The following is a 26,162-nucleotide window of genomic DNA, read 5'->3' on the forward strand; positions in this document are numbered from 1 at the left end:
AGCTCTTCGTGTCTAAGAACCTCCCGCACTAAAGGTAAAAAGCACCTTTTGTGCGAGAGAACCTTAGCCAGTCAGAGCTAAACGAGCCGTCTACACTTTAAATTTCAAAAGACAAAAACAGGTAGTTGCAAAATGAAGTTAGCCTTGTTATAATTTCATCATATGTGTTTCATCAATATAGTTGTGTATGCAGCTGAAGATGAAAAACTCTGTTTCGAAAATGATTCAGGGCGGAAGGAGATGAAAAGAATGAAAGCAGGAATTCACCCAGATTACAAGAAAGTTGTATTCATGGACACAAACACAGGCTTCAAATTCTTAAGCGGGTCTACTAAAGGCTCTAGCGAAACTGTTGAGTGGGAAGATGGTAACACTTATCCATTACTAAAAGTTGAGATCAGTTCTGATTCTCACCCATTCTACACTGGACGTCAGAAGTTTGCTACTGCAGACGGACGCGTTGATCGCTTCAATAAGAAATACGGTATCAAGTAATAAAAACATAAAACAGGCAAGTGTATGTATTCGCTTGTCTGTTTTTTTTGTGAAAATATTATACCTTTACCCTACTTTTAACTAAAAAGTAGATGAAAGGAGAGCTTCATGTACTTAATAAATCAAAATGGCTGGATTGAAGTGATTTGCGGTAGTATGTTTTCTGGTAAATCAGAAGAGTTAATCCGCCGTGTGCGCCGTACGCAATTTGCGAAACAACATGCAATTGTATTTAAACCATGTATTGATAATCGCTATAGTGAAGAAGACGTTGTATCACATAACGGATTAAAGGTAAAAGCAGTTCCTGTTTCAGCTTCAAAAGATATATTTGAACATATCACTGAAGATATGGATGTAATTGCAATCGATGAGGTACAATTCTTTGATGGGGACATTGTGGAAGTGGTGCAAGTATTGGCAAATCGTGGCTATCGTGTCATTGTAGCTGGTTTAGACCAAGATTTCCGTGGTCTACCATTTGGACAAGTTCCTCAGCTGATGGCGATTGCTGAACATGTAACAAAGCTACAAGCAGTATGTTCTGCATGTGGATCTCCGGCAAGTCGTACACAACGATTAATTGATGGAGAACCAGCGGCATTTGATGATCCGATTATTTTAGTTGGGGCTTCAGAATCGTATGAGCCACGCTGTCGTCATTGTCATGCAGTTCCTACAAACAAAGATAAGTAAAACTCGCTGCGCAAGGCGGGTTTTTTTCAGAATAGAGAGTGTGGTTGGTGTGAGCCGCTTACGCTTTTAAATATAATTTGCGTTTTTTTGAGTAAGTACCATATACTATTTGTATTAGATACTAGGATGTAGAGGTGAATGATGTGTTAGATCGTTTGCAAGCTGTAGAAAATCGTTATGAGAAGTTAAATGAATTGTTAAGTGACCCAGAGGTTATTAGCGATACAAATAAGCTTCGTGAATATTCAAAGGAACAGTCTGATATACAGGAAACGGTAGAGGTGTATCGTGAGTATAAGGATGTTCGTGAGCAATTAAAAGATGCGAAAGCAATGTTAGAAGAGAAGTTAGACGCAGAAATGCGTGACATGGTAAAAGAAGAGGTTTCTGAGTTAGAATCACAAGAAAAAACGTTATCAGAACGTCTGAAAATTTTACTAGTTCCAAAGGACCCTAATGATGATAAGAACGTTATCGTTGAGGTTCGTGGGGCTGCTGGTGGCGACGAGGCCGCTTTATTTGCTGGTGACTTATACCGTATGTATAGCCGTTACGCTGAGGTACAGGGCTGGAAAACGGAGATTATCGAGGCTAGCTATACAGAGTTAGGTGGATATAAAGAGATTATCTTTATGATTAACGGTAAAGGTGCTTTCGCGAAACTGAAATTCGAGAATGGTGCTCACCGTGTACAACGTGTTCCTGAAACGGAATCTGGTGGACGTATTCATACATCTACAGCAACTGTAGCTGTATTACCAGAGGCAGAGGAAGTAGAAATCGACATTCACGAGAAAGATGTTCGTGTTGATACATTCGCTTCTAGTGGTCCTGGTGGACAAAGTGTTAATACAACGATGTCAGCGGTACGTTTAACGCATTTACCGACTGGTGTAGTTGTATCTTGTCAGGATGAGAAATCACAAATTAAGAATAAAGAAAAAGCGATGAAAGTATTACGCGCACGTGTTTATGATAAGTTTAGACAAGAAGCACAAGCTGAATATGATCAAAACCGTAAACAAGCTGTTGGTACGGGTGATCGTTCAGAGCGTATTCGTACGTATAACTTCCCGCAAAACCGTGTTACAGACCATCGAATCGGTTTAACGATTCAAAAGCTAGATCAAATCTTACAAGGTAAGTTAGATGATTTCATCAATGCCTTAGTGATGGAAGATCAGGCTCAAAGGATGGAGGCAGCTGAGTAATGCGTGTCTATGAAGCCCTGAAATGGGCTTCTTCTTTTTTACAGGAAAATGGACGAGATGAAAATGCGGGAGAAATTGTCCTTTGTCATGTATTAAAGATGAACAGAACAGGATTACTTATGAATATGCGTGAAGAAATAAATGAGGAACAAGAGGCAAGCTTTACGGAGTTTATCCACAAGCACGTAGAAGGTATTCCTATTCAATATATGATTGGTTATGAAATGTTTTATGGCCGGTCGTTCTTTGTGAATGAAGAAGTATTAATACCAAGACCGGAAACAGAAGAGCTTATAGTAGGAGTATTAGAAAGAATTGAGCGCCATTTTGGCGACAAGGAACTACATGTAGCAGATATAGGCACAGGTAGTGGAGCGATTTCTATTACGCTTGCTTTAGAAAATAAAAATCTCCACGTATATACAGTAGATATTGCACAAGAGTCGATTGAAGTTGCAAAAGAAAATGCAAAAGCTTTAGGTGCAGAAGTAACGTTCTATCACGGTGATTTATTGTCACCATTTGATAAAACGGGTCAAAAGCTAGATGTTGTTGTTTCAAATCCTCCATATATACCGGAAGAGGATTGGCGTGGTCTTTCTCCTGTTGTGAAAGAGCATGAGCCGAAGAGAGCACTTGTTGGTGGAGAAGACGGATTAGATTTTTATCGCCGTTTTATGAAAGAATTGCCGAATGTGTTGCAGGAGAAAGCAATTGTAGCGTTTGAAATTGGAGTAGGACAAGGTGAGGATGTAAAAAGATTGTTACAACAAGCTTTTCCACATGCCCATGTCGAGGTTGTTTTTGATATTAACGGAAAAGACCGTATGGTATTTGCAGAGATGGAGTAAGGTTCACACCTTACTCTATTTTTTTGTGGGAAAATTCATATAGATTTTGAATTTAATAGTTTAGAAATATGAAAGTCTGTCCACACTGTTTGTAGAAGGGACGGTGGAGGAAATGAAAAAACAAGTTATTGCTTATCTTCTTATATTATTAATTGGTGCACAGTTACTTGTGCAGTTTGGATATATGAAAGCTGATGCGAAAGGGCCTTCAGTCATTCCGAAAGAGGCCGTTCGATTGCGAATTTTAGCAAATAGTGATTCAGATAAAGACCAGGCATTAAAGCGTAAAGTGCGTGATGAAGTAAAAGCACAAATTGATGGATGGGTAGCGGATTTAACTTCATTTGAAGAGGCACGCAAAGTAATTCAAAGTCATATTCCAGAAATCGAGAAAACGGTGGAAAATACGTTAAAAAGAGAAGGAAGTAAAGAATCATTTCAAGTGAAATTTAGTAAGAATGTAAAGTTTCCTACAAAGGTATATGGGAATTTTATTTATCCAGCAGGAGAATATGAAGCAGTATTGATCACAATTGGAGAAGGTGAAGGGGCGAACTGGTGGTGTGTATTATTTCCACCAATGTGTTTCTTAGATTTTTCGAGTGGGACAGCTGTAAGAAAAGAAGAGCACGTTGTGAAGGCGGAATCTCCTGAAGAGGAGCAGGTGAAACAACTAGATGAGGAAGTAGTAAATACAGAAGAGAAGAAAGTGGATAAGGTAAAAGAAACGAAAGTTATAAAACAGGAAGTGGTAAAAAAAGTAACATCTTCTGAAAAGAAAGTAGTAAAAAATGAAACAAAAGTTGAAGAGCAGCCTGTAAGTAAAGAAGAAACAAAAACTGTGGAAAAAGTGGAGAAACCTGTGGAGAAAAAACAAGAAAAGCAAAATGAGTATGTAAAAGTAGAAGAGGAAGAAGAAAAACCAGAAGTTAAATTGTTTATTGTAGAAGCTTTTACATCTTTATTCTCTAAATAGTACTATTGATAAATCCCTCCTCATATATAAAAATGAGGAGGGATTTATTATGAAGAAAGTGTATTTTGCTACGAAAGCAGATGTGGAAAGATTACATTCTTTTTTCGGACAAGCTAATAAAAAAGATGATAAAATAAATGAGTTGTACGCACAATTTATGATTTTGGAAGAGGCGGAAGAAATAAGAGCTGTAATTGGTTATGAACAAAGTGGGGAAGATGTACTTATTCGTTCTTGTTTATTCACACCTCATGTGGATAAACAGACTTTCTTATATTTTTTTGAAACGTTTTTGCAGTATATGAAAGAAAAAAGTGTTCAACAATTGTACTTACTAACAAATCATCCACAATCTGTACCGATCTTTCAGTTTTTTGACTTTTTTGCTATAGAAAAGGATGAGGTTCCAGAGGGAATTCAACAGCTAGAACATTTTTGTAAAAATATAAAAGAGCAGAATGCAATAATACTAAATTGTCAGCTATTCACAAAGTTATCCACGGATTAATTAGGTTTATCCACATTTTGTGGATAAACCTTGTTTGTCTTTTGGATAAATCTCATAGTAAACTAAAAATAGACAAGTATTTAAGGGTAGAAAAGGACGTGGAAAAAAATGCATACAAATATGTGGGTTGTGGATAATGTTGTGGAAAGAAAAAAATATTATCCACAGTTACAAGAAGCAGCAAAATTATTAAGAGAAAATGAGGCGGTTGCTTTCCCTACGGAAACAGTATATGGGTTAGGTGCAAACGCGATGGATGATGAAGCAATCGCGAAAATTTTCGAAGCGAAAGGAAGACCGAGTGATAATCCACTTATTGTCCACATAGGTACAAAATCTCAGTTAGATGGGATTGTGAAAGAAATTCCACCAGTTGCAGAGAAGTTAATGGCGCATTTTTGGCCAGGGCCATTAACAATTATTTTGCCGAGAAAAGAAGGGATTTCAGAGAAGGTGACCGCAGGACTTAATACGGTTGGAGTAAGAATGCCTGATCATCCAGTTGCACTTGCTCTTATTGAAGAGGCGAATGTACCTGTTGCGGCACCAAGTGCGAATCGTTCAGGGCGTCCAAGTCCAACACTAGCTTCTCACGTATATGAAGATTTGAATGGGAAGATTGCAGGTATTGTTGATGGTGGTGCAACTGGAGTAGGCGTTGAATCAACAGTAATTGATTGTACAAGCACGGTTCCAACAATATTACGTCCAGGTGGGATTACGAAAGAACAATTAGAAGCGGTGATAGGTACCGTTTCTTTAGATCCAGCTTTAAAGGATGAGAAGGAAAAACCGAAATCACCTGGAATGAAATATACACATTATGCGCCGAAAGCACCACTTAGTATTGTTGAGGGCTCACGTGAGTTTATTCAGCATCTTGTGGATGAGAAAAAGGAAGAAGGATTTAAAGTAGGTGTATTAACGACGGAAGAGTATCAGCATGTATATAACGCAGATGTTATATTGTCTTGTGGTGTTCGAAGTGACTTAGCTAGCGTTGCGACTAAACTATATGATGTACTTAGAACATTTGATGCAAGTGAAGTGGATGTTATTTTTAGTGAGTCTTTCCCTAATGAAGGAATAGGAAATGCTATTATGAATCGTTTAACAAAAGCGGCAGGACATCATATTATTATTGAATGATAAGGTAAGGTTAGCAAACAGAATATTTCTCCTTGGATAAGCATATTGTGAAGTAGCACGTCCAAGGAGGGGCATGAATGACGTTTGAACAGCTAATACCTTTAATAATTATGGCATTCGCCTTAGGGATGGATGCGTTCTCGGTGAGTCTTGGTATGGGGATGATGCCCCTAAAGTTAAGACAAATCCTGTATATTGGTATGACGATAGGGATATTTCATATTATTATGCCGTTTATAGGAATGGTACTAGGTCGTTTTTTATCAGAGAAATATGGAGATATTGCACATTTTGCGGGTGCTATTTTATTAATCGGACTAGGTTTTTATATCGTATATTCGACCATTTTACAAAATGAAGAGACTAGAACTGCCCCTATTGGAATTAGCTTATTCGTATTTGCATTTGGCGTTAGTATAGATAGTTTCTCAGTAGGGCTTAGTCTTGGTATTTATGGGGCACAAACAATCATTACAATATTACTTTTTGGATTTGTTAGCATGTTATTAGCGTGGATTGGTTTATTAATTGGGAGACATGCGAAAGATATGCTCGGTACATATGGTGAGATAGTAGGTGGTATCATTTTGGTTGGATTTGGATTATATATCCTTTTTCCTATATAATTTTATGTAGGAGGGAATTATGAACAAGCTATTGGAATGGTATGTTAAGTTTTTAACCTTCTTTCCTTGATGGCTAAGAATACTTATAATTTGGGGTATTATTTTGCAAATTTCGATGTTAGGTTGGATTAAGTTAATTCGTGAATGGTGAGATGGTTCCTTTCTGTGAATATTTTGTTTGTACTATATTTATTGCACTAAAAATTACAGATATAGAAAGGATGAGATGAATGACGAGATTAAAGCAAGTTTTTGGTGTTATTATAAGTTTTTTTGTTTTTTGGTTTAGTATGCTCGGTGTACAAATGTTTGCTGAGTTTTTAGATATTGAGTCATTGAAATTTGTTGCGGGAAAGACTGAGGCGGCGCGTGCCTTTTACTCTCCGTACCCGTTTTTAATTGTTTTTCTTATTACACTGCTTTCCCTATACTTCTTCGTAATTAAGCTAGGGAAACCGAAAAAAGAAAAACTGCCTACTTTAGAGGAAAAGAAGGAAGAATTACAATGATAAAAATCCCCTGCTAAAAAGCAGGGGATTTTTATGTTTAAGTGATGGCAGGAATCGATTCTGAGCGAGCCGCTTCCGCTTTTAAATATTATCCAGTTCCAGCGGCTAGAATGGTCGGTGGCTTCGCGTCTTCCTGCGAGGCAAAAAGCGCCTCTACGTCAGAAGCTCCATCCCCCTCCCATTCTGAGCGAGCCGCTTTCGCTTTTAAATATTATCCAGCTTCAGCGGCTAGAATCTCCGGTCATTTCGCTCTCTCGCATGAAGCAAAAAGCGCTTCAAGGTCGAGAGCTCCAATGCCCTGCGATTCTGAGCGAGCCGCTTCCACTTTTAGATTGGCCTAACTAATTCAAATTGTTCTCCTAATTTTGCATAGTTGTGTCCTGCTAGGCGGCTTATTGGTTTGAGTCCTTCTGCGTGAATGCGCCCTTTTTCATATAGATGTTCGGCAACGTGGAAACGAACGACGCGTCCAATTAGTAGATCACAAGCTGGTGAGTCTTCTGTTCCACCAAGTGGAATTGCACGTTCTAATACGCATTCCATTCGAATATTTGCTTCTTTTACACCTGGAACGGAGATGACTTCACTTTCAATTGGTGTTAGTTTTGCTAGTTCAATTTCACTTTCATTTGGCGGGAGATTAGCTGCTGTTTCATTAATTGCTGCTACATATGATTCGTCAGAAATATGTACGACAAATTCACCTTTTTCAATTGCGTTTCGGGAAGTGTCCTTTCTTTCTCCGGCTTTTCGTTGTACAGATACTGAGATAAGTGGTGGATTAGCAGCGACAATATTAAAATAACTATATGGTGCGCCGTTTAATACACCGTCTTTTGTTAAAGAAGTAACGAATGCGACAGGGCGAGGGATGATACTTCCAGTAAGTAATTTGTAATTATCTTTTTCAGTTTGTTCATTTGGATTAATGGATAACATGCTTGTAATCCCCTTTCTAAATATGAATACTTATTGTTTGTTTACAAGATAACGATGAGAAAATCCTGCTGGAAATAATATTTTGTTTCATAAAAAGAACTTACTTCAATTGTAATGAAGTAAGTTCTTTTTCAAGAATCTCAAATCTGAGATAAAAATTAAAGTAAAACGTATGCGCCAGGTCCGATTAAAGCTACACCAACAGCAACAGCGATTAACATTAAGTTATATTCATATCCATTTTGTGTTACCCAGTAACCATTTTTTCCGTGAACAGTGAAGATAGCCATTAACATTGTTCCAACGATAAATAATGAACCAACTACAATGAAAATACCTGATGCGAATAAGAAACCACCTAGTAATTCAGTTGCGCCAGCCATAAATGCCATAAATACACCAGGGCGTAAACCGATTGACTCCATCCAGCCACCTGTTCCTTTTAAACCATAACCGCCGAACCAACCAAATAATTTTTGAGCGCCATGACCCATGAATGTAATTCCTATAATAAGACGAATAATAAGTAGACCGAAATCCATCATTTTTAAAAACCTCCTAAAAGTTATTAACTTACCTTACGTAAGTAATAATAAAATAGTTACTTACTTTAGTCAAGTGGATTTTGAAAAAAGTTTGAATTAAATTTTACAAATTAACAACAAAAAATAAAATGTGGTAAAGACCTCTAGACAAGTTGGGCAAAAAAAGAGAAAATATAAATAGAAGTTAACTTCTTATTGTTATTCAGACAATCAGAATTGACTGGAATTTTGTGAAGCGCTACAATAAGAGTCTATTAGTAATGACGTAATTTATTTCGAAAGCGTTTTTACAGTATAATATTCGAAGTATGAAGTCTTACATGTATCCCGAGCTTTACTAGGGATTGCCCTATAAACTTTTAGGTAAATTATAAGGAGGACTATCCTATGTTTAAAAAATTATTCGGTCTTGGTTCAAAATCAAATGAAGAAACAATCGTAGCTCCATTAACTGGAGCAGTGAAAAATATTGAAGAAGTACCAGATCCAGTATTCGCTGGTCGTATGATGGGTGACGGTGTTGCAATCGATCCTACTGAAGGTGTAGTTGTATCTCCAGTTGATGGTGAAATCGTACAATTATTCCACACAAAACATGCTATCGGAATTAAAGCGAAAAATGGCACAGAAATTTTAATCCACGTTGGATTAGAAACTGTAAAAATGGAAGGCGAAGGTTTCGAAGCTCACGTTTCTGAAGGCCAAGCTGTAAAAGCTGGAGATAAATTAATCTCATTCGACTTAGAATTAATCCGTGAAAAAGCGAAAAGCACAATTACTCCAATCGTTATTACAAACACAGATGCAGCTGAGTCTATTAAGACAACTGTAGGCGTAACAGCTACAAAAGGTTCAACAGCAGTAATGAAAGTTACAATGAAATAATTGCTGTATAAGAGGAATCCGTTTCGTATGAAATGGATTCCTTATTTTTGTTGCATATTCAGTAGGTATGTTAAAATACTCTGGGCACTTGGAAATAGGGTTTCACATATATGTGGATAAGGCGCATTTTTCTTAGAAAAAATATAAGAGAAATGCGCCTTTTGTATATTCACATTTCTTTTGTTCTATTCTAATGTAAGTTATGATGAGTGGTAAGAAATCGAATATAGGGGTGGGTTTGGATGAAACGAGTATTATTTGTTTGTACTGGCAATACATGTCGTAGTCCAATGGCTGAGGCGTTGCTTCGTCATCACGGAGGAGATAGGTTTGAAGTACAATCTGCCGGTGTTTTCGCCTATCCTGGGAGCGATGCATCGGTACATGCGAAGGAAGCTTTAGCTGAAAAAGGGATTTCAATTGACCATACCGCGCAGCAAGTAAATGAAACTTTGCTTGATTGGGCTGATATTGTCGTAACGATGACAGAAAATCATAAACAAATTGTACTTGGGCATTATCCGAGTGTTGAAAAGAAATTGAATACGTTATATGGATTAACTGAAGGTATAGGCAAGGACATTTCAGATCCATTTGGAGGCTCGCTTTCTATTTATAAAGAAACGTTAGATGAGATGGAAAAACTTGTACAAACTTTACTGAAAAAACATTCGGTAGGTTGATGTTTCGTGTATAATACGATATTGGAGATCACTTCGTCCTATTGAGGTAGCGAGTGTGAAATGAAGATAATTGATTGAAACTTTGGAGGGGTAAAAATGAAAGTAGTAATAGCATCTGATCACGGCGGTATGAATATCCGCAAAGAACTTGTAAATTTATTAGAAGAGTTAAATATTGAATATGTTGATTTAGGTTGTGAATGTGAAGCTGGTTCTGTTGATTACCCTGACTTTGCGTTTCCAGCAGCTGAAATGGTAGCGAATGGTGAAGTAGATCGTGGTATTTTAGTTTGTGGGACAGGCATTGGTATGTCAATCGCAGCAAACAAAGTAAATGGTATCCGTTGTGCGTTAGTTCATGATACTTTCAGCGCGAAAGCAACGAGAGAGCATAATGACACTAACATGCTAGCAATGGGCGAGCGTGTAATTGGTGCTGGTCTAGCGCGTGATATCGCGAAAATCTGGTTAACAACTGACTATGAAGGTGGTCGTCACGAAAACCGCGTAGGAAAAATTAAAACATACGAAACAAAGTAATACATTCTAACTATCAGTAGTGTGAAATATAATTTGGTGAACCAACCTGTGAAAGGAAGAGGCGTAATGACAGAAATCGTAAAGGTAAGAGAACAGCTACAAATGTCGCTTTCTGATTTCCAAGAACAAGCTTCATTACAAAGCGGTCAAATTTTTGTAGTGGGTTGTAGCACGAGCGAAGTGCTAGGCGAAAGAATTGGAACATCAGGAACGATGGAAGTAGCAGAGGCGATTTTTTCTGAGTTAAAACAATTTCAAGAGCAAACAGGTATTGAATTAGCGTTTCAATGTTGTGAGCATTTAAACCGTGCTTTAGTGGTTGAGAGAGAAGTAGCGATAAAATATCAATTTGAAATTGTAACAGTTACGCCTGTTAGATCAGCAGGTGGTGCATTGGGGACATATGCGTATCACAATTTGAAAGATCCGGTAGTAGTTGAGTTTATTAAAGCAGATGCAGGAATGGATATTGGTGATACATTTATTGGTATGCATTTAAAACATGTAGCTGTTCCGGTTCGTACAAGTGTGAAGGCAATTGGAAGTGCACATGTAACGATGGCCAAAACACGTGGAAAACTAATAGGTGGAGCACGTGCTGTTTACGCGGTGGCGGAAGAGACTACCACTTGCAGTTAAATATGAGAAATTAGGAAGTCATATAGTAGCTGTTTATCATAAGATAAAAGGTATGTTGTCTGACTTTATAGTAGAAGAAAGAAAAGACCAATTTTCGGTCTTTTTTTTCTTTTATGATATAGAAAGTCATGTTAGAATGTAGTTGAAAACATGAAGGTTCGAAAGAATTACAACCTGAATTTTCGTTTTTTCTGAATAAATAAGAAAAAACTGTTGGGAATTGATGTAATTCGTTCAGAAAAGGGGGATTTTGGTGGATCATTTAAAACGTCAAGATGAAAAGGTATTTGCTGCAATTGAGGCAGAACTAGGAAGACAGCGTTCGAAGATTGAGTTAATTGCTTCGGAAAACTTCGTAAGTGAAGCAGTAATGGAGGCGCAAGGTTCTGTTTTAACGAATAAGTATGCTGAAGGATATCCTGGAAAACGTTATTATGGTGGCTGTGAACACGTAGACGTAGTAGAAGATATCGCACGTGATCGCGTGAAAGAAATTTTCGGCGCAGAGCACGTAAATGTTCAACCACACTCTGGTGCACAAGCGAACATGGCAGTATACTTCACGATTTTAGAGCAAGGCGATACAGTACTTGGTATGAATTTATCTCATGGTGGTCACTTAACACACGGAAGCCCTGTTAACTTCAGTGGAGTACAATATAATTTCGTAGAATATGGCGTGGATGCTGACTCTCACCGTATTAATTACGATGATGTATTAGCAAAAGCGAAAGAACATAAACCAAAATTAATCGTTGCAGGTGCAAGTGCATACCCTCGTGTTATCGATTTCAAGCGATTCCGTGAGATTGCAGATGAAGTGGGCGCTTATTTAATGGTTGATATGGCACATATCGCTGGTTTAGTAGCTGCTGGTTTACATCCAAATCCAGTACCACATGCACATTTCGTTACAACGACAACACATAAAACGTTACGTGGCCCGCGTGGTGGTATGATTTTATGTGAAGAGCAATTTGCAAAACAAATTGATAAATCAATCTTCCCTGGTATTCAAGGTGGTCCACTTATGCACGTAATCGCTGCAAAAGCTGTTGCGTTTGGTGAAGCACTTCAAGATGATTTCAAAACATATGCACAAAATATCATTAACAATGCGAACCGCTTAGCTGAAGGTCTTCAAAAAGAAGGACTTACACTTGTTTCTGGCGGAACAGACAATCACTTAATCTTGATTGATGTTCGTAACTTAGAAATCACAGGTAAAGTAGCAGAGCACGTATTAGATGAAGTTGGTATTACAGTGAACAAAAATACAATTCCATTTGAAACAGCAAGCCCATTTGTAACAAGTGGTGTACGTATCGGTACAGCAGCTGTAACATCTCGTGGTTTCGGTTTAGAAGAAATGGATGAAATTGCGTCACTTATTGCTTATACATTAAAAAATCATGAAAATGAAGCTGCATTAGAAGAAGTACGTAAGCGTGTAGAAGCGTTAACTAGCAAATTCCCAATGTATCCAAATCTATAATAGATTGAAGAAGACTGCCGAGACTTAATTGTTTTGGCGGTCTTTTTTGTGGACATATATTATTTTTAAAGTATGTATACAAATGATGAATAAATTTTGGCGATATAATGAAGGATACAGCTCCCATAATTGGTAAAGATACTAGATAGATTCATCGTAAAATCATGATTTTGCCAAATTTGCCCTTGAATATTAGTAGCGTTTTCTTTACAATCGTAAATAGTGTAAAAAAGCGTGCAAACGCATGAATATCATCTAAAGGAGAGATTCACATGGGAAAACTGTATGTATTTGATCACCCGTTAATTCAACATAAGATTACATATATTCGCGATAAGAATACAGGTACGAAAGATTTTCGTGAATTAGTGGACGAAGTAGCAAGCTTAATGGCTTTCGAAATTACTCGCGACCTTCCGCTTAAGGACATCGAAATTGAAACGCCTGTAAGCAAAGCGACAACAAAAGTGATCGCTGGTAAAAAACTTGGTTTAATTCCGATTTTACGTGCAGGTTTAGGAATGGTTGATGGAATTCTGAAATTAATTCCAGCAGCAAAAGTAGGACACGTTGGTTTATACCGTGACCCTAAAACATTGCAACCGGTAGAATACTATGTGAAACTTCCAACGGATGTAGAAGAGCGCGACTTTATCGTACTAGATCCGATGCTAGCAACAGGTGGTTCTGCGGCTGAAGCAATTAACTCTCTGAAAAAGCGCGGTGCGAAACAAATTAAATTAATGTGTATCGTTGCAGCTCCAGAAGGGGTAAAAGTAGTACAAGAAGAACATCCTGATGTTGATATTTATGTAGCAGCATTAGATGAGAAATTAAATGACCACGGATATGTAGTACCAGGTCTTGGTGATGCTGGTGACCGTTTATTCGGAACGAAGTAAGACAACTGACGAGCAGGGGAGATTCCCCTACTCGTTTTTTTTTTTGCTGCAAGCAAGTAGGGGAGGGGGAGGATAAATATACATCGTATATACAACATAAGTTGCATACACATCACATATAATATAGAAGTCTTACGTCTGAGGAACACTATATTATGGAAGAAAAGCGTTATATCTCGAAAATATAATAGTGACAAACTTGTGAACATTTCCTTCTATTATAAAGAGAAAACTGTTAGAAATTGCATATATGTAACCAGTATTTAGAAGGGGAACGTTTTCATTTTTGGGAGGAAATGCCTAATACTCAAATTTTTAGATTTTTTACGATTTCTCGTTGACACTGTTAATACCCTATTGTATGCTAACAACGGGGATAGATGGTAGGGCTTTCAGTGACAAAATTACATCTATTCCGTGACGAAAATGTAAACTTTTTGTTTTGTATAGGATTTATGCAAAAAAATGAGTTATTATTAACACATCGTGAATGAGGGTTACATATTGGAGGGATGAATCCTTGCAAAAAAACGATCGCAGCCATATAAAAGCATATGCTTTAATGTCAGGAATTCTTGCTCAGTTAGTCGGTTCTATACTTGTTGGAATCTTTGGTGGGCAGTGGATTGATAATAAGGTTGGAACGTTTCCATTGTTTCTTATTATAGGGTTATTACTCGGGTTAGGAACAGGGGTATACGCAATGATTCGACTCATTCGACATTACTATTCGGGAGAGCAATGATGATAGACGTACATGGACTTGTCCAAAGACAAAAGAAATATATGTACTACTTGCTTGCGCTTCTAGTGCTAGGATGGGGATTTACCTCTTACAAGGATGTATTTCTTGGGCTGATTATCGGAACGATTTTCAGTTTTCTTAGTTTGCGCATCATTGCACGTAGAACAGACAAGCTGTTAGATCGCGTAACAAATGGAGAAAACGTGAAGTTTAAGGCGACAGCTGTAAGTACATATTCAAGATTCGCCACGATTGGGTTATTAATTTTATTTGCAGCCAAATATCAAGAGTTAATTGCGATGTGGGGCTTAGGTGTAGGATTGCTGACAGGATACCTTGTCATGATCATAGATTTTCTTTATTTAGAGTATAAGAGCAGGGAAGAGAGGTGAATTACTAGTGGAACACGGTAAATTAGTTGAATTTCTAGGTTTAACGTTCGATTTGTCATCAGTTATGATGGTTACTGTAGCAGCAGTTATTGTTTTCTTAATCGCTGTTATCGGAACTCGCAGCTTAGCCCTTCGCCCAACCGGGATGCAAAACTTCATGGAATGGGTGTTTGACTTCGTGAAAGGGATTATCAATAGTACGATGGACTGGAAAACAGGTGGACGTTTCTTAACGCTTGGCGTTACGCTTATCATGTTTATCATCGTATCGAACTTCCTTGGTTTACCATTCATGTATTCAGCAACTGAAGCTGGCGAACATATTGCATGGTGGAGGTCACCAACGTCTGATCCAGCAGTTACATTAACATTAGCCGTGATGGTAGTTACCCTCACCCATTATTATGGAATTAAGATGAAGGGTACGAAAGAGTATGTTAAAGGTTATTTCCAACCTATGAAATTCTTATTCCCATTAAAGGTTATTGAGGAGTTTGCTAACACATTAACGTTAGGTCTTCGTTTATTCGGTAACATTTATGCAGGTGAGATCTTATTAGGATTACTTGCTAAGTTAGGCGGGGCATCATTCCTTGGAGCATTAGGTGCGCTTGTACCAATGTTAGCATGGATGGGATTCAGTGTATTCGTTGGATCAATCCAAGCATTTATTTTCGTTATGTTAACGATGGTTTATATGGCTCATAAAGTAAGTCATGACCATTAATATAATTTAAGTAAGAAAAAATTTATTTTTTTATAATACAAAGGAGGACAAATTAAATGAGTTTAGGTGTAATCGCAGCTGCAATTGCAATTGGTTTATCAGCATTAGGTGCAGGTATTGGTAACGGTCTTATCGTATCACGTACAATCGAAGGTGTTGCTCGTCAACCAGAATTAAAAGGCGCACTTCAAACAATTATGTTCATCGGGGTTGCTTTAGTTGAGGCACTTCCAATCATCGGTGTAGTTATTGCATTCATCGTAATGAACAAATAAGGGAGACTCCCCTTACATAGATGGCGAAGAGTGTTTTTCCGAACTTTCTTCGCCATTGCTTTATGAACGAAACGTATGTCTTTTTTTTTCATATGATCAATTTAGATATTTTGAAGGGAGTGAATCCTTGTGCCAACTTTATTATTAGGAGCTGCCATTCCATTTGGAACGATTGCTTATACATTGTTCATTTTCTTAATTCTATTAGTAATGCTACGCAAATTTGCGTGGGGTCCTTTAATGGGAATTATGAAAGAACGTGAAGAGCATGTTACTAATGAAATCGACGCTGCAGAAAGAAGTAACGCTGAAGCGAAGAAGTTAGTAGAAGAACAACGTGAAATGTTAAAACAATCACGTGTTGAAGCACAAGAGTTAATCGAAAGAGCGAAAAAACAAGCTGTAGATCAAAAGGATGTTATTGTTGCTGCTGCGAAAGAAGAAGCAGAATCAATTAAAGCATCTGCTGTACAAGAAATTCAACGCGAAAAAGAGCAAGCGATTGCTGCTTTACAAGAACAAGTCGCTTCTTTATCTGTTCAAATTGCTTCTAAAGTAATTGAAAAAGAATTAAAAGAAGAAGATCAAGTTAAGTTAATTCGCGATTATATTAAAGAAGTAGGAGAAGCGCGATGAGCAATGGGATTGTAGCAAAACGTTATGCTGTCGCTCTTTTTAAAATTGCAAAAGAAAAACACGTATTAGAAATGTTTGAAGAAGAATTACGCCTTGTACAAAACGTTTATGTAAAGAACGGAGAACTACATAGCTTTTTAACGCAACCGAACATTTCAAAAGAGCAGAAGAAAACGTTTCTTGCAAACGTATTCGGATCTGTTTCTGAATCAATTTTAAATACGTTATATATTTTAATTGATAACAAGCGTATTGATATCTTACCTGAAATTGCAGATGAATATGTTGTTCTTGCTAATGAAGAACGTAACGTAGCGGATGCAACTGTATATTCTATTCGTCTTCTATCTGAAGAAGAGAAGCTTAACATTGCAGAAGCATTTGCAAAGAGAACGGGAAAAGATGCAATTCGCGTGAAAAATGTTGTAGATGAAGATTTACTAGGCGGAATTAAAGTACGCATTGGAAATCGCATTTATGACGGAAGTTTACAAGGAAAATTAGCACGTATTCAGCGTGAATTAATGAAGAATAGATAGGGGTGAAGCACATGAGCATCAGAGCTGAAGAAATTAGCGCACTGATAAAGCAACAAATCGAGAACTATCAGTCTGAAATCGAAGTTAGTGATGTTGGTACAGTTATCCAAGTTGGTGACGGTATTGCGCGTGCTCATGGTCTTGATAACGTTATGGCTGGTGAGCTTGTAGAGTTCTCTAACGGCGTTATGGGACTAGCACAAAACTTAGAGGAAAACAACGTAGGTATTATCATTTTAGGACCTTACACAGAAATCCGTGAAGGTGACGAAGTTCGTCGTACTGGTCGCATCATGCAAGTACCAGTAGGAAAAGAACTAATTGGTCGTGTTGTAAACCCATTAGGTCAACCAGTTGATGGTTTAGGCCCAATCAATACAACAAACACTCGTCCAATCGAAAGTCCAGCACCAGGTGTAATGGATCGTAAATCTGTTCATGAGCCACTTCAAACAGGTATTAAAGCGATCGACGCTCTTGTACCAATTGGCCGTGGTCAACGTGAGTTAATCATCGGTGACCGTCAAACTGGTAAAACAGCAGTTGCACTTGATACAATCATTAACCAAAAAGATGAAGATATGATTTGTATCTATGTAGCTATCGGACAAAAAGAATCAACTGTACGTAACGTAGTAGAAACACTACGTAAGCACGGTGCATTAGAGTACACAATCGTTGTAACTGCATCTGCTTCTCAACCAGCTCCATTATTATACTTAGCTCCTTATGCTGGTGTAACAATGGGTGAAGAGTTCATGTACAATGGTAAACACGTATTAGTAGTATATGATGACTTATCAAAACAAGCAGCGGCTTACCGTGAGCTGTCATTACTATTACGTCGTCCTCCAGGTCGTGAAGCTTATCCAGGGGATGTATTCTACTTACATTCTCGCTTATTAGAGCGTGCAGCAAAATTAAGTGATGCAAGAGGCGGCGGTTCTTTAACTGCACTACCTTTCATCGAAACACAAGCAGGGGACGTATCAGCATACATCCCAACAAACGTAATTTCTATTACGGATGGACAAATCTTCTTACAATCTGACCTATTCTTCTCTGGCGTACGTCCAGCGATCGATGCGGGTACTTCTGTATCTCGTGTAGGTGGATCTGCTCAGATTAAAGCAATGAGTAAAGTATCAGGTACACTTCGTCTTGACCTTGCATCTTACCGTGAGTTAGAAGCGTTCGCTCAGTTCGGTTCTGACCTTGATAAAGCAACTCAAGCGAAATTAAACCGTGGTGCTCGTACTGTTGAGGTATTAAAACAAGGATTACACAAACCGTTACGTGTAGAGAAACAAGTTATCATTCTTTACGCTTTAACACGTGGATTCCTAGATGATATCCCAGTAGTAGATATCACTCGTTTCGAAGAAGAATTCCATGCTTGGTTAGATTCTAATGCGACTGACTTATTAGAAGAAATCCGCACAACTAAGAAACTTGCGGATGACGACAAATTTGCAGCAGCAATTAACGGATTTAAAAAAGTATTCGTAGCTTCTGAATAATAATAAAAGTGAAGCCGACTGTTCAGCCCCATCGGCTAAGAGGCGGAACTAGATTAATAAAAGCGGAAGCGGCTCGTACAAGCCGCCGACGCTAGATAATATATAAGGCATCTCAGACTCTGAGATTGCTGACGGTTATGTAAAGGAAAAGAGTAGGTGCACCTATTCTTTTCCTTCAATCATGAGCAAGAATATCTTGCAACGTAGATTAGGAAGAGGATTCTTACTAATCGTGCCAACTTCCGGAAAAAAGGTGGTGAAAACCTGTGGCATCTTTACGCGATATAAAAGCGAAGATTACCTCGACAAAGAAAACGAGTCAAATTACGAAGGCGATGGAGATGGTATCTGCATCTAAGTTAAACCGTGCAGAGCAAAATGCTAAATCTTTCGTTCCGTATATGGAAAAGATTCAAGAAGTAGTAGCGAGCATTGCGCAAGGAAGTAAAGGAATTAATCATCCAATGCTAAATGCGCGTCCTGTAAAGCGTACAGGATACATCGTTATTACATCTGATCGCGGACTAGCAGGTGGTTATAACAGTAACGTATTACGTACAGTAAGTAACGTAATTCGTGAACGTCATAATATGGATTCAAATCAATATTCAATTATTGTACTTGGACGACTAGGACGTGATTATTTAAAACGTCGCGGCTTTAACATCATTGATGAAGTAGTTGGATTATCTGACCACCCATCATTTACTGATATTAAAGATCTTGCTTCTCGAGCAATTGCGATGTTCGCAGATGGTGCTTATGATGAGCTGTATATTTACTACAACCATTACGTAAGTAAAATTTCACAAGAAGTAACGGAAAATAAAATTTTACCGCTTACTGATGTGGCGTCTGACAAACCGACGACAGCTTATGAATTTGAACCTTCTGAAGAAGAAATTTTAAAAGTATTATTGCCACAATACGCAGAAAGCTTAGTGTACGGTGCATTACTAGATGGTAAAGCAAGTGAGCACGCAGCGCGTATGACAGCAATGAAGAGTGCTACAGACAACGCAATGGAAGTTATCGATTCACTTACACTTTCATTCAACCGTGCGCGTCAGGCAGCGATTACGCAAGAAATTACGGAAATCGTTGGTGGAGCAGCAGCGTTAGAATAGTAATAAAAAGTGGAAGCGGCTCGTCCAGAACAGGAGGGCATTGGAGCTCCTGACGAAGAGGCGTAGTTTGCCTCACAGGAAGGCGCGAAATGACCGACTGTTCTAGCCGCTGGAACTAGATTCAATAAAAAGTGGAAGCGGCTCTTTCAAAAGAGTCGCGTAAGCTAAACTAATAAAAAATTAAAAGCCGACTTCGCTTAGAGAGCTGGCTAATTAAAAGAAAGCTAGGAGGGAACCCGATGAATAAAGGGCGCGTTACGCAAATCATGGGTCCGGTTGTAGACGTTAAGTTTGATGGCGGAAAGCTACCAGAAATCTACAACGCCCTTACGGTAAAACAAAGCAACGAAAACGGAAGCATGAACTTAACATTTGAAGTTGCACTTCATTTAGGTGATGATACAGTTCGTACAGTTGCGATGTCTTCCACAGATGGACTTGTTCGTGGCACAGAAGTAGAAGATACTGGTAAAGCAATCTCTGTACCAGTTGGTGATGCAACACTTGGTCGTGTATTCAACGTATTAGGTGATGCAATTGACTTAGATGGTGAACTTCCTGCGGATGTACACCGTGATCCAATTCACCGTCAAGCACCTGCATTCGAAGAATTATCTACTAAAGTAGAAATTCTTGAAACTGGTATTAAAGTAGTAGACTTACTTGCTCCTTACATTAAGGGTGGTAAAATCGGTCTATTCGGTGGTGCCGGCGTAGGTAAAACAGTATTAATTCAGGAATTAATTAACAACATCGCACAAGAGCACGGTGGTATCTCTGTATTCGCTGGTGTAGGTGAGCGTACTCGTGAGGGTAATGACTTATACCACGAAATGAGCGATTCTGGCGTAATCAAGAAAACTGCGATGGTATTCGGACAAATGAATGAGCCACCTGGAGCACGTCAACGTGTTGCATTAACAGGTTTAACAATGGCTGAGCATTTCCGTGATGAGCAAGGACAAGACGTACTTCTGTTCATCGATAACATCTTCCGTTTCACGCAAGCGGGTTCTGAAGTATCTGCCCTTCTTGGTCGTATGCCATCTGCGGTAGGTTACCAGCCAACACTTGCAACAGAAATGGGTCAATTACAAGAGCGTATTACATCTACAAATAAAGGGTCTATCACGTCTATCCAAGCGGTATATGTACCAGCCGATGACTATACTGACCCAGCACCAGCTACAACATTCGCTCACTTAGATGCAACAACAAACTTAGAGCGTCGTTTAACACAAATGGGTATTTACCCAGCCGTAGATCCATTAGCATCTACATCTCGTGCACTTTCTCCAGAAATCGTAGGAGAAGAGCATTATGAAGTAGCACGTCAAGTGCAGCAAACTTTACAACGTTACAAAGAACTTCAAGATATCATCGCTATCTTAGGTATGGATGAGTTATCTGAAGAAGATAAGTTAGTTGTACATCGTGCTCGTCGTATTCAATTCTTCTTATCTCAAAACTTCCACGTAGCTGAGCAGTTTACAGGTCAAAAAGGTTCTTACGTACCTGTAAAAAATACAGTTAGTGGCTTCAAAGAAATTCTAGAAGGAAAATATGATGACCTTCCAGAAGATGCATTCCGCCTTGTTGGTAGCATTGAAGAAGTTATTGAGAACGCGAAGAAAATGATGGCGTAAGGCCTTAGGAGGGACGAAGTATGAAGACATTTCCAGTCAGTATTGTAACTCCTGATGGACCGGTTTACGAAAAAGAAGTAGAAATGGTAAGTGTAAAAGCAGAGAGTGGGGAAATGGGGATCTTACCAGGTCACATTCCAACTGTTGCACCATTAAAAATTAGTGCAGTTCGTCTGAAAAATGGTGGACACACTGATTATGTAGCAGTAAGTGGTGGCTTTATCGAAGTTCGTCCAGATAAAGTAACTGTATTATCATCATCTGCTGAAGAAGCAAACCATATCGATATCCATCGTGCAAATGAAGCGAAGCGTCGCGCTGAGCAACGTATGCAAGACAAACAAGCACATGTTGACTTTAGACGTGCAGAAATGGCATTACAACGTGCTGTGAACCGTTTAAATGTTTCTGATATGAAGTAAAAAAATCCGTAAGGGCCTTGCCTTTACGGATTTTTTTGTGTATTTTATGGATAATTTTACAAAACTGGTATAATTATATTGATGCTTGTATAAGTAGAAGTGTACAACAATTTATATTTTATGAAGGGGATGAATCAATGATCGGTGAAATGAAACGAGAAGCATTGTACTCTTTAAAGGGGAAATGGGGGCTAGGTGTTGGATCAACGATTTTATATTTTATTTTAAGTTATGTCGTTTCGATGGCTGCAATGCTTATACTTTTAATTCCAGGAATTATTATATTTTTCTTAGTTGTTAGCTTAGCTGGGTCAGTTGAGGCGGAAACGATGTCAATTGGAGCAGCTATTACATTTGGGATTTTCTATTGCATAATGATTATTTTAAGTAATGCATCTTATGGTATTACCTCATACGGTTACACGAATGTGTTTCTACAAATTAGTAAACGAGAAGATGCTAAAGTAGATTACTTGTTTGAAGGATTCCGTGGTTTTAAAAGAATGATGAAAACAATGTGGGCAATGCTTGCGATTTTGTTATATACAGGTACATGGATTCCGATGTTGTTAACAGGTTTATTCATATTCTTAGGTGAAGAAGGAAATCTGTCGTTTACAATAGCTTTCTTCGTACTATTAGCAATTTCAATTGTTGGTATGATTGTGATGTATTTTTCTTATGCACTGACGTACTATGTGATGATTGAAAATCCAGAATATAGTGTTTCGCAGGCGATGAAGGAAAGTAAGAATCTTATGAGGGGTCATAAGTTAGATTTGTTTCTTTTATGGCTGAGCTTCATAGGCTGGGTTGTTTTAGCGCTTCTTACTTTTGGAATAGGATTTCTTTGGCTTAGTCCGTATATGAGTACAACGACAGCACACTTTTATCGCTACATTTCAAAAGGTGAATTTCAATAGGAACATGCTATACTAATAGAATTATTGTGTATAGGAGGCGAGGCTACGCATGATTAGTGATCTAAAAGGAGAAGCACTAGATTCATTAGAAGGGAAATGGGGATTAGCTGTTGGAGCTACACTGCTCATTTCAATTCTTATCACGGCTTTTAGTTTTAGTGTTGATTGGGGATTTTCTTTAATTTTCGGTTGGCAAAAAACAAATGGTTCACTTTCAACGAATATTCTTACATTTTTTGTTACTGGACCGTTAACTTTAGGTGGATATTACCTTGGTTTAAATATCCTTCGTGAAAATCAAGCTAGTATCGGTAATGTATTCATTTGGTTTTCAGAGGGAAAGAGATTTCTAAAATCATTTTTATTATATTTATTAGTAAATCTTTATCTTTTCTTATGGACGTTATTGTTCATTATTCCAGGTATTATTAAATCATTTTCTTATGCGATGACATACTTTATTATAAATGATCATCCTGAGTATTCACTGAACCAAGCTATTACAGAAAGTCGTCGTATGATGGATGGACATAAGATGGAGTATTTTATTTTATGTTTAAGTTTTATCGGTTGGTTTATATTAAGTTGTATTACGTTAGGGATTGGATTCTTATGGTTAATTCCATATTTCTACACAACATCTGCGGCTTTTTATGAAGAGATCGCAGAAGAATATTATGAGAAAAATATTTAGCACTATAAAACCCCCAGTATGAATTATTTGTTCATACTGGGGGTTTTTTGTAGAAACTTTATAAATTGATTGCTAGTAAGTGGTTTACTGAAATAGTAACCTTGCATATATTTACATTTATGTTTTTGCAGAAACTTAAGCTGTTTTTCGGTTTCAATTCCTTCGGCAACGACTGAAAGATTTAAAGTATTTGCGAGGGAAAGGATTGTAGAAACGATGGCTCGTTCTTCAGGACGATGATCAGCTAATTGTGTAAATTCTCTCGGTACTTTTAATGTGTCGATTGGAAAAATTGATAAATAAGCAAGAGAAGAATACCCAGTACCGAAGTCATCAATGGAAGTTTGGATACCGTATTCTTTTAATTGCTTCAGTCTTAATAACGTTTCTTTCTCGTCAATCATTGCAATTCTTTCTGTTAACTCAAGGGTTACATATTTTGGATCGACTTGCACGTCGTTTAATATTTGTGAAATGTTTTCGATTAATTGATCTTGCCGGAACTCTTTTGCAGATAAATTAACACTTATTTTTAAATTTTGGTAGCCAAAGGTATGCCATATTTTTAATTGGAGACAAGCTTCTTGTAATACCCAATGTCCAAGTGGGACTACTTGTGGCGTCTCTTCTACAATTGGAATAAACTCACATGGTGAAATGTCACCTAATAGCGGGTGTTTCCACCGTATTAAAGCTTCAGCACCGATAATTTTATTTGTTGTCGTATCAATTTGTGGTTGATAAACGAGATAAAATTCTTTGTTTACTAAAGCGATTGGCAAATCTTTTTCAATTCGAGCTTTTCGCTCCATTTTTTTATATAGTTCTTTCGTGTAAAGAGAGCTACCGTTTTTTCCTTTATTCTTTGCTTCGTACATGGCCATATCAGCATGCTGCAAAATGGATAGTGGATCTTCACCTGCTTCAGGATATATTGCAATTCCGATACTCGGTGAGATTTGTAAATGTTGATTTTCGATTTCAAATGGCTCATTCATGGCCGCTACAATCATATCAGCTATTTTTTGGACATCTGGCTTTTTTTTGTAATTCTCGATAAGGATTGTGAACTCATCTCCAGCTAGCCGCGCGAGTTTCATATTTGATGTTGATATTCTTTCGAGCCTTTTTGCTACTGCGATAAGCAATAGGTCTCCTACTCGATGACCGAGGGTATCATTAATAACTTTAAAACGGTCTAGGTCGAGAAACATAACAGCAAAAGACTTTTTCGATACTTTTGCTCGTGCAATTGCCTGTTCTAAATGTTTATGAAATGCACGACGATTTGCAAGCTCTGTTAAAGTATCATGGTATGCTAGGAAATTAATTTGTTCTTGTTGTTGTTTGCTTTCCGTAATATCTTTAATCATTAAATAAACTCCAGAAATTTTTTCCTTTAAAAAGATCGGTACGGCGGTAACGTGCAAGTAGTAAATATCTCTGTTTTTATGGTACGCCCGTATTTCTAAAGAGATAGAATATCCCTTTTTTACACGATGAAAGGCGTTAATCATTTCTTCTAAATCTTCTTCGTATATGAGTGAATAGTAAGGCTGGTTTAATAATTCATTCGTTTGATAACCGAGTAAAGTAGTACCAGCGTTATTTACTTTGAGAAAATTACCGTACAAATCTAATGTGAAGATTGGATCTGGATGATGCTCATATAAAGATTTAAACATTTGTTGATTATGATAAAGTTCATTTTTCTGTTCTACTAAATCTTCTGTACGTAGTTCAATTTGTTTCTCGAGTTCTGAGTTGAATTGCATTTGAGCTAGCAATAATATTTTATTTTGTTTTCGAACTAAACTATGACGTATGAGAACGAAAGAGAAAGTTATTATCAGTCCGATTACTATAATAGGCGCAAAAACGTATTCGACTAATATAAAAACAATAAGCATTACTACCGAAATATACGGTAATGATAATCGGATTGCTTCACCAATTTTAAGTGTTAGTAGTACTTGTTCTTGTTTTTCAGGTTCTTTTGTATGGAGAATACAGGCAATTGCTACTAGTACTAAGGTTACTTGATAGAAAGGAGTAACTGTAAACATAGAATACTCTGGTATGAAGTATTTTATATAAGCATAAATCGCATCGGTAGTAGCATATAAAATTAAAGCACTGCCAAGAAGCGCACCAACCTTTTTAGGTAATAAGGATAGTGGTTTGAATAAAAGATTGATTCCTATTAAGAGAAAGAGTAAATCAGCCATTGGATAGGTAAGTTGAACAAATATGTCGATATAGGATGTTGTAAAGATGTGAATGGTTCGTTCAATAAGTAAGTAGTAACTTAAAGTAAATTGGGCTGTAACGATAATACAAATATCACATAGCATAAAAAGTTTTTCTAATAAATCTCGGTTGTAAATGATTTCGTATAGAAAGGCAAAGGCAAAACTAACTAAAAAAAGTAAGTAAAAAAAATCAGACGGATCAACGAACGTATAGAAGTCCTTTACAATTAAACGCTGATAGGCAACGACTATATCACCGATAAAATAAGAGAGAGCTCCAACAGATAATATGATCCAAAATAAACGAGGTAGCCCTTCTTTCATGTTTGAAAAGTAAAGAATATAACTACAAGCGATAATATCAATTAATAGGGTACTCGTTCCGATTAATAGCTGAAAAGGAAATGAGTATTCATATAGAAAAGGCATCGCTACGTAGTGAAGCGTTATGGACAGCAATACAATGCTTATAAGAATACTTACATGTGTTTGTTTTTTCATTTATATCACCTACGGTTCCTTGAAAAGCATATATAAGTTTTATATTTATTTTGCACAATTATAGCAAGTTGTAAAGATAGATTTTAATAATTCTTGTTTCTGTCTCCCAACATA

General features: G+C 37.6%; 31 protein-coding genes. 28 read left to right on the top strand and 3 right to left on the bottom strand.

Features of this window, described 5'->3' with window-relative positions; all coding sequences use genetic code 11:
* Positions 1 to 249 precede the first annotated feature (249 nt).
* From ACS2FK_RS09950 to ACS2FK_RS09990, 9 genes are all read left to right on the top strand, one after another.
* Positions 250 to 495, top strand: coding sequence for a type B 50S ribosomal protein L31 (locus ACS2FK_RS09950; RefSeq protein ID WP_000643435.1), 246 nt, complete (start codon positions 250 to 252; stop codon positions 493 to 495).
* A 108-nt stretch (positions 496 to 603) separates the two neighbouring features.
* Positions 604 to 1,191: a thymidine kinase gene (locus tag ACS2FK_RS09955; RefSeq protein WP_000280851.1), complete on the top strand. Its 588-nt coding sequence runs from the start codon at positions 604 to 606 to the stop codon at positions 1,189 to 1,191.
* Between the two features lie 143 nt (positions 1,192 to 1,334).
* Entirely contained in the window at positions 1,335 to 2,402 is a 1,068-nt protein-coding gene (prfA, locus tag ACS2FK_RS09960) for a peptide chain release factor 1 (RefSeq protein ID WP_000887066.1), read from the top strand.
* Positions 2,402 to 3,253 carry a peptide chain release factor N(5)-glutamine methyltransferase gene (gene prmC / locus ACS2FK_RS09965; RefSeq protein ID WP_023523566.1) on the top strand — a complete coding sequence of 284 codons (852 nt, stop codon included), beginning with the start codon at positions 2,402 to 2,404 and terminating at the stop codon, positions 3,251 to 3,253. Before prfA ends, prmC begins: the two co-directional genes overlap by 1 nt.
* 112 nt (positions 3,254 to 3,365) lie before the next feature.
* Entirely contained in the window at positions 3,366 to 4,229 is an 864-nt protein-coding gene (gene spoIIR / locus ACS2FK_RS09970; protein ID WP_043924870.1) for a stage II sporulation protein R, read from the top strand.
* A gap of 49 nt (positions 4,230 to 4,278) precedes the next feature.
* Positions 4,279 to 4,737: a hypothetical protein gene (locus ACS2FK_RS09975; protein ID WP_000758441.1), complete on the top strand. Its 459-nt coding sequence runs from the start codon at positions 4,279 to 4,281 to the stop codon at positions 4,735 to 4,737.
* A gap of 108 nt (positions 4,738 to 4,845) precedes the next feature.
* Complete coding sequence (locus ACS2FK_RS09980; RefSeq protein WP_063549165.1) at positions 4,846 to 5,886, top strand: L-threonylcarbamoyladenylate synthase; 1,041 nt, start codon at positions 4,846 to 4,848, stop codon at positions 5,884 to 5,886.
* 77 nt (positions 5,887 to 5,963) lie between these two features.
* Positions 5,964 to 6,512, top strand: coding sequence for a manganese efflux pump MntP (locus ACS2FK_RS09985; protein WP_000142475.1), 549 nt, complete (start codon positions 5,964 to 5,966; stop codon positions 6,510 to 6,512).
* A 230-nt stretch (positions 6,513 to 6,742) separates the two neighbouring features.
* The gene (locus ACS2FK_RS09990; RefSeq protein ID WP_023523563.1) at positions 6,743 to 7,021 is read left to right on the top strand and encodes a DUF3935 domain-containing protein; all 279 of its coding nucleotides are present in this window, start codon (positions 6,743 to 6,745) and stop codon (positions 7,019 to 7,021) included.
* 327 nt (positions 7,022 to 7,348) lie between these two features.
* Here ACS2FK_RS09990 and ACS2FK_RS09995 read toward each other — a convergent pair whose 3' ends face one another.
* Complete coding sequence (locus ACS2FK_RS09995) at positions 7,349 to 7,960, bottom strand: flavin reductase family protein (RefSeq protein ID WP_000949045.1); 612 nt, start codon at positions 7,958 to 7,960, stop codon at positions 7,349 to 7,351.
* Between the two features lie 158 nt (positions 7,961 to 8,118).
* A complete protein-coding gene (locus ACS2FK_RS10000) occupies positions 8,119 to 8,505 on the bottom strand; it encodes a DoxX family protein (protein WP_000968616.1) in 387 nt (128 codons plus the stop codon).
* Positions 8,506 to 8,892: 387 nt separating this feature from the next.
* Between ACS2FK_RS10000 and ACS2FK_RS10005 the strand changes: the two genes are divergently transcribed.
* The 19 genes from ACS2FK_RS10005 to ACS2FK_RS10095 all read left to right on the top strand — a co-directional run bounded on the left by ACS2FK_RS10005 (position 8,893) and on the right by ACS2FK_RS10095 (position 23,295).
* Positions 8,893 to 9,390 (top strand): PTS sugar transporter subunit IIA, encoded by a 498-nt coding sequence (locus ACS2FK_RS10005; protein ID WP_063549163.1) that lies wholly within the window; start codon positions 8,893 to 8,895, stop codon positions 9,388 to 9,390.
* Between the two features lie 242 nt (positions 9,391 to 9,632).
* Positions 9,633 to 10,073 carry a low molecular weight protein arginine phosphatase gene (locus ACS2FK_RS10010; protein WP_000832375.1) on the top strand — a complete coding sequence of 147 codons (441 nt, stop codon included), beginning with the start codon at positions 9,633 to 9,635 and terminating at the stop codon, positions 10,071 to 10,073.
* A gap of 96 nt (positions 10,074 to 10,169) precedes the next feature.
* Positions 10,170 to 10,613, top strand: coding sequence for a ribose 5-phosphate isomerase B (gene rpiB / locus ACS2FK_RS10015; RefSeq protein WP_000869539.1), 444 nt, complete (start codon positions 10,170 to 10,172; stop codon positions 10,611 to 10,613).
* Positions 10,614 to 10,679: 66 nt separating this feature from the next.
* The gene (locus tag ACS2FK_RS10020) at positions 10,680 to 11,252 is read left to right on the top strand and encodes a TIGR01440 family protein (protein WP_000136377.1); all 573 of its coding nucleotides are present in this window, start codon (positions 10,680 to 10,682) and stop codon (positions 11,250 to 11,252) included.
* Positions 11,253 to 11,505: 253 nt separating this feature from the next.
* The gene (glyA, locus tag ACS2FK_RS10025; protein WP_000349806.1) at positions 11,506 to 12,747 is read left to right on the top strand and encodes a serine hydroxymethyltransferase; all 1,242 of its coding nucleotides are present in this window, start codon (positions 11,506 to 11,508) and stop codon (positions 12,745 to 12,747) included.
* A gap of 272 nt (positions 12,748 to 13,019) precedes the next feature.
* Complete coding sequence (gene upp, locus ACS2FK_RS10030; protein ID WP_000517539.1) at positions 13,020 to 13,649, top strand: uracil phosphoribosyltransferase; 630 nt, start codon at positions 13,020 to 13,022, stop codon at positions 13,647 to 13,649.
* A 380-nt stretch (positions 13,650 to 14,029) separates the two neighbouring features.
* Positions 14,030 to 14,143: a DUF4024 domain-containing protein gene (locus ACS2FK_RS10035; RefSeq protein ID WP_000232962.1), complete on the top strand. Its 114-nt coding sequence runs from the start codon at positions 14,030 to 14,032 to the stop codon at positions 14,141 to 14,143.
* 26 nt (positions 14,144 to 14,169) lie between these two features.
* Positions 14,170 to 14,394, top strand: a complete 225-nt coding sequence (locus ACS2FK_RS10040) for an AtpZ/AtpI family protein (RefSeq protein ID WP_001171223.1) — start codon at positions 14,170 to 14,172, stop codon at positions 14,392 to 14,394.
* The gene (locus ACS2FK_RS10045) at positions 14,394 to 14,786 is read left to right on the top strand and encodes an ATP synthase subunit I (RefSeq protein WP_000567600.1); all 393 of its coding nucleotides are present in this window, start codon (positions 14,394 to 14,396) and stop codon (positions 14,784 to 14,786) included. The genes ACS2FK_RS10040 and ACS2FK_RS10045 overlap by 1 nt, the downstream gene beginning before the upstream one ends.
* Positions 14,787 to 14,793: 7 nt before the next feature.
* A complete protein-coding gene (gene atpB / locus ACS2FK_RS10050; protein ID WP_000399870.1) occupies positions 14,794 to 15,513 on the top strand; it encodes a F0F1 ATP synthase subunit A in 720 nt (239 codons plus the stop codon).
* Between the two features lie 56 nt (positions 15,514 to 15,569).
* Positions 15,570 to 15,788, top strand: a complete 219-nt coding sequence (gene atpE / locus ACS2FK_RS10055; protein WP_000052064.1) for a F0F1 ATP synthase subunit C — start codon at positions 15,570 to 15,572, stop codon at positions 15,786 to 15,788.
* 129 nt (positions 15,789 to 15,917) lie between these two features.
* Positions 15,918 to 16,424, top strand: coding sequence for a F0F1 ATP synthase subunit B (atpF, locus tag ACS2FK_RS10060; protein ID WP_001142615.1), 507 nt, complete (start codon positions 15,918 to 15,920; stop codon positions 16,422 to 16,424).
* Positions 16,421 to 16,963 (top strand): F0F1 ATP synthase subunit delta, encoded by a 543-nt coding sequence (gene atpH / locus ACS2FK_RS10065; RefSeq protein ID WP_000064682.1) that lies wholly within the window; start codon positions 16,421 to 16,423, stop codon positions 16,961 to 16,963. Before atpF ends, atpH begins: the two co-directional genes overlap by 4 nt.
* 11 nt (positions 16,964 to 16,974) lie before the next feature.
* Positions 16,975 to 18,483, top strand: a complete 1,509-nt coding sequence (atpA, locus tag ACS2FK_RS10070; protein ID WP_000027521.1) for a F0F1 ATP synthase subunit alpha — start codon at positions 16,975 to 16,977, stop codon at positions 18,481 to 18,483.
* A 266-nt stretch (positions 18,484 to 18,749) separates the two neighbouring features.
* Entirely contained in the window at positions 18,750 to 19,610 is an 861-nt protein-coding gene (atpG, locus tag ACS2FK_RS10075; RefSeq protein WP_000157703.1) for a F0F1 ATP synthase subunit gamma, read from the top strand.
* Positions 19,611 to 19,849: 239 nt separating this feature from the next.
* Positions 19,850 to 21,256 carry a F0F1 ATP synthase subunit beta gene (gene atpD / locus ACS2FK_RS10080; RefSeq protein ID WP_001032596.1) on the top strand — a complete coding sequence of 469 codons (1,407 nt, stop codon included), beginning with the start codon at positions 19,850 to 19,852 and terminating at the stop codon, positions 21,254 to 21,256.
* 20 nt (positions 21,257 to 21,276) lie between these two features.
* A complete protein-coding gene (gene atpC / locus ACS2FK_RS10085; protein ID WP_000847215.1) occupies positions 21,277 to 21,678 on the top strand; it encodes a F0F1 ATP synthase subunit epsilon in 402 nt (133 codons plus the stop codon).
* Between the two features lie 137 nt (positions 21,679 to 21,815).
* A complete protein-coding gene (locus tag ACS2FK_RS10090; RefSeq protein ID WP_063549161.1) occupies positions 21,816 to 22,601 on the top strand; it encodes a DUF975 family protein in 786 nt (261 codons plus the stop codon).
* Positions 22,602 to 22,650: 49 nt separating this feature from the next.
* Positions 22,651 to 23,295 carry a DUF975 family protein gene (locus ACS2FK_RS10095; protein ID WP_023523558.1) on the top strand — a complete coding sequence of 215 codons (645 nt, stop codon included), beginning with the start codon at positions 22,651 to 22,653 and terminating at the stop codon, positions 23,293 to 23,295.
* 23 nt (positions 23,296 to 23,318) lie between these two features.
* Here the strand turns inward: ACS2FK_RS10095 and ACS2FK_RS10100 are convergent, their stop codons facing one another.
* Positions 23,319 to 26,048: a putative bifunctional diguanylate cyclase/phosphodiesterase gene (locus tag ACS2FK_RS10100; RefSeq protein ID WP_063549159.1), complete on the bottom strand. Its 2,730-nt coding sequence runs from the start codon at positions 26,046 to 26,048 to the stop codon at positions 23,319 to 23,321.
* Positions 26,049 to 26,162 lie beyond the last annotated feature (114 nt).

It is taken from the genome of Bacillus cereus group sp. BceL220, assembly GCF_051776965.1.
GTDB classification, from domain to species: domain Bacteria; phylum Bacillota; class Bacilli; order Bacillales; family Bacillaceae_G; genus Bacillus_A; species Bacillus_A cereus.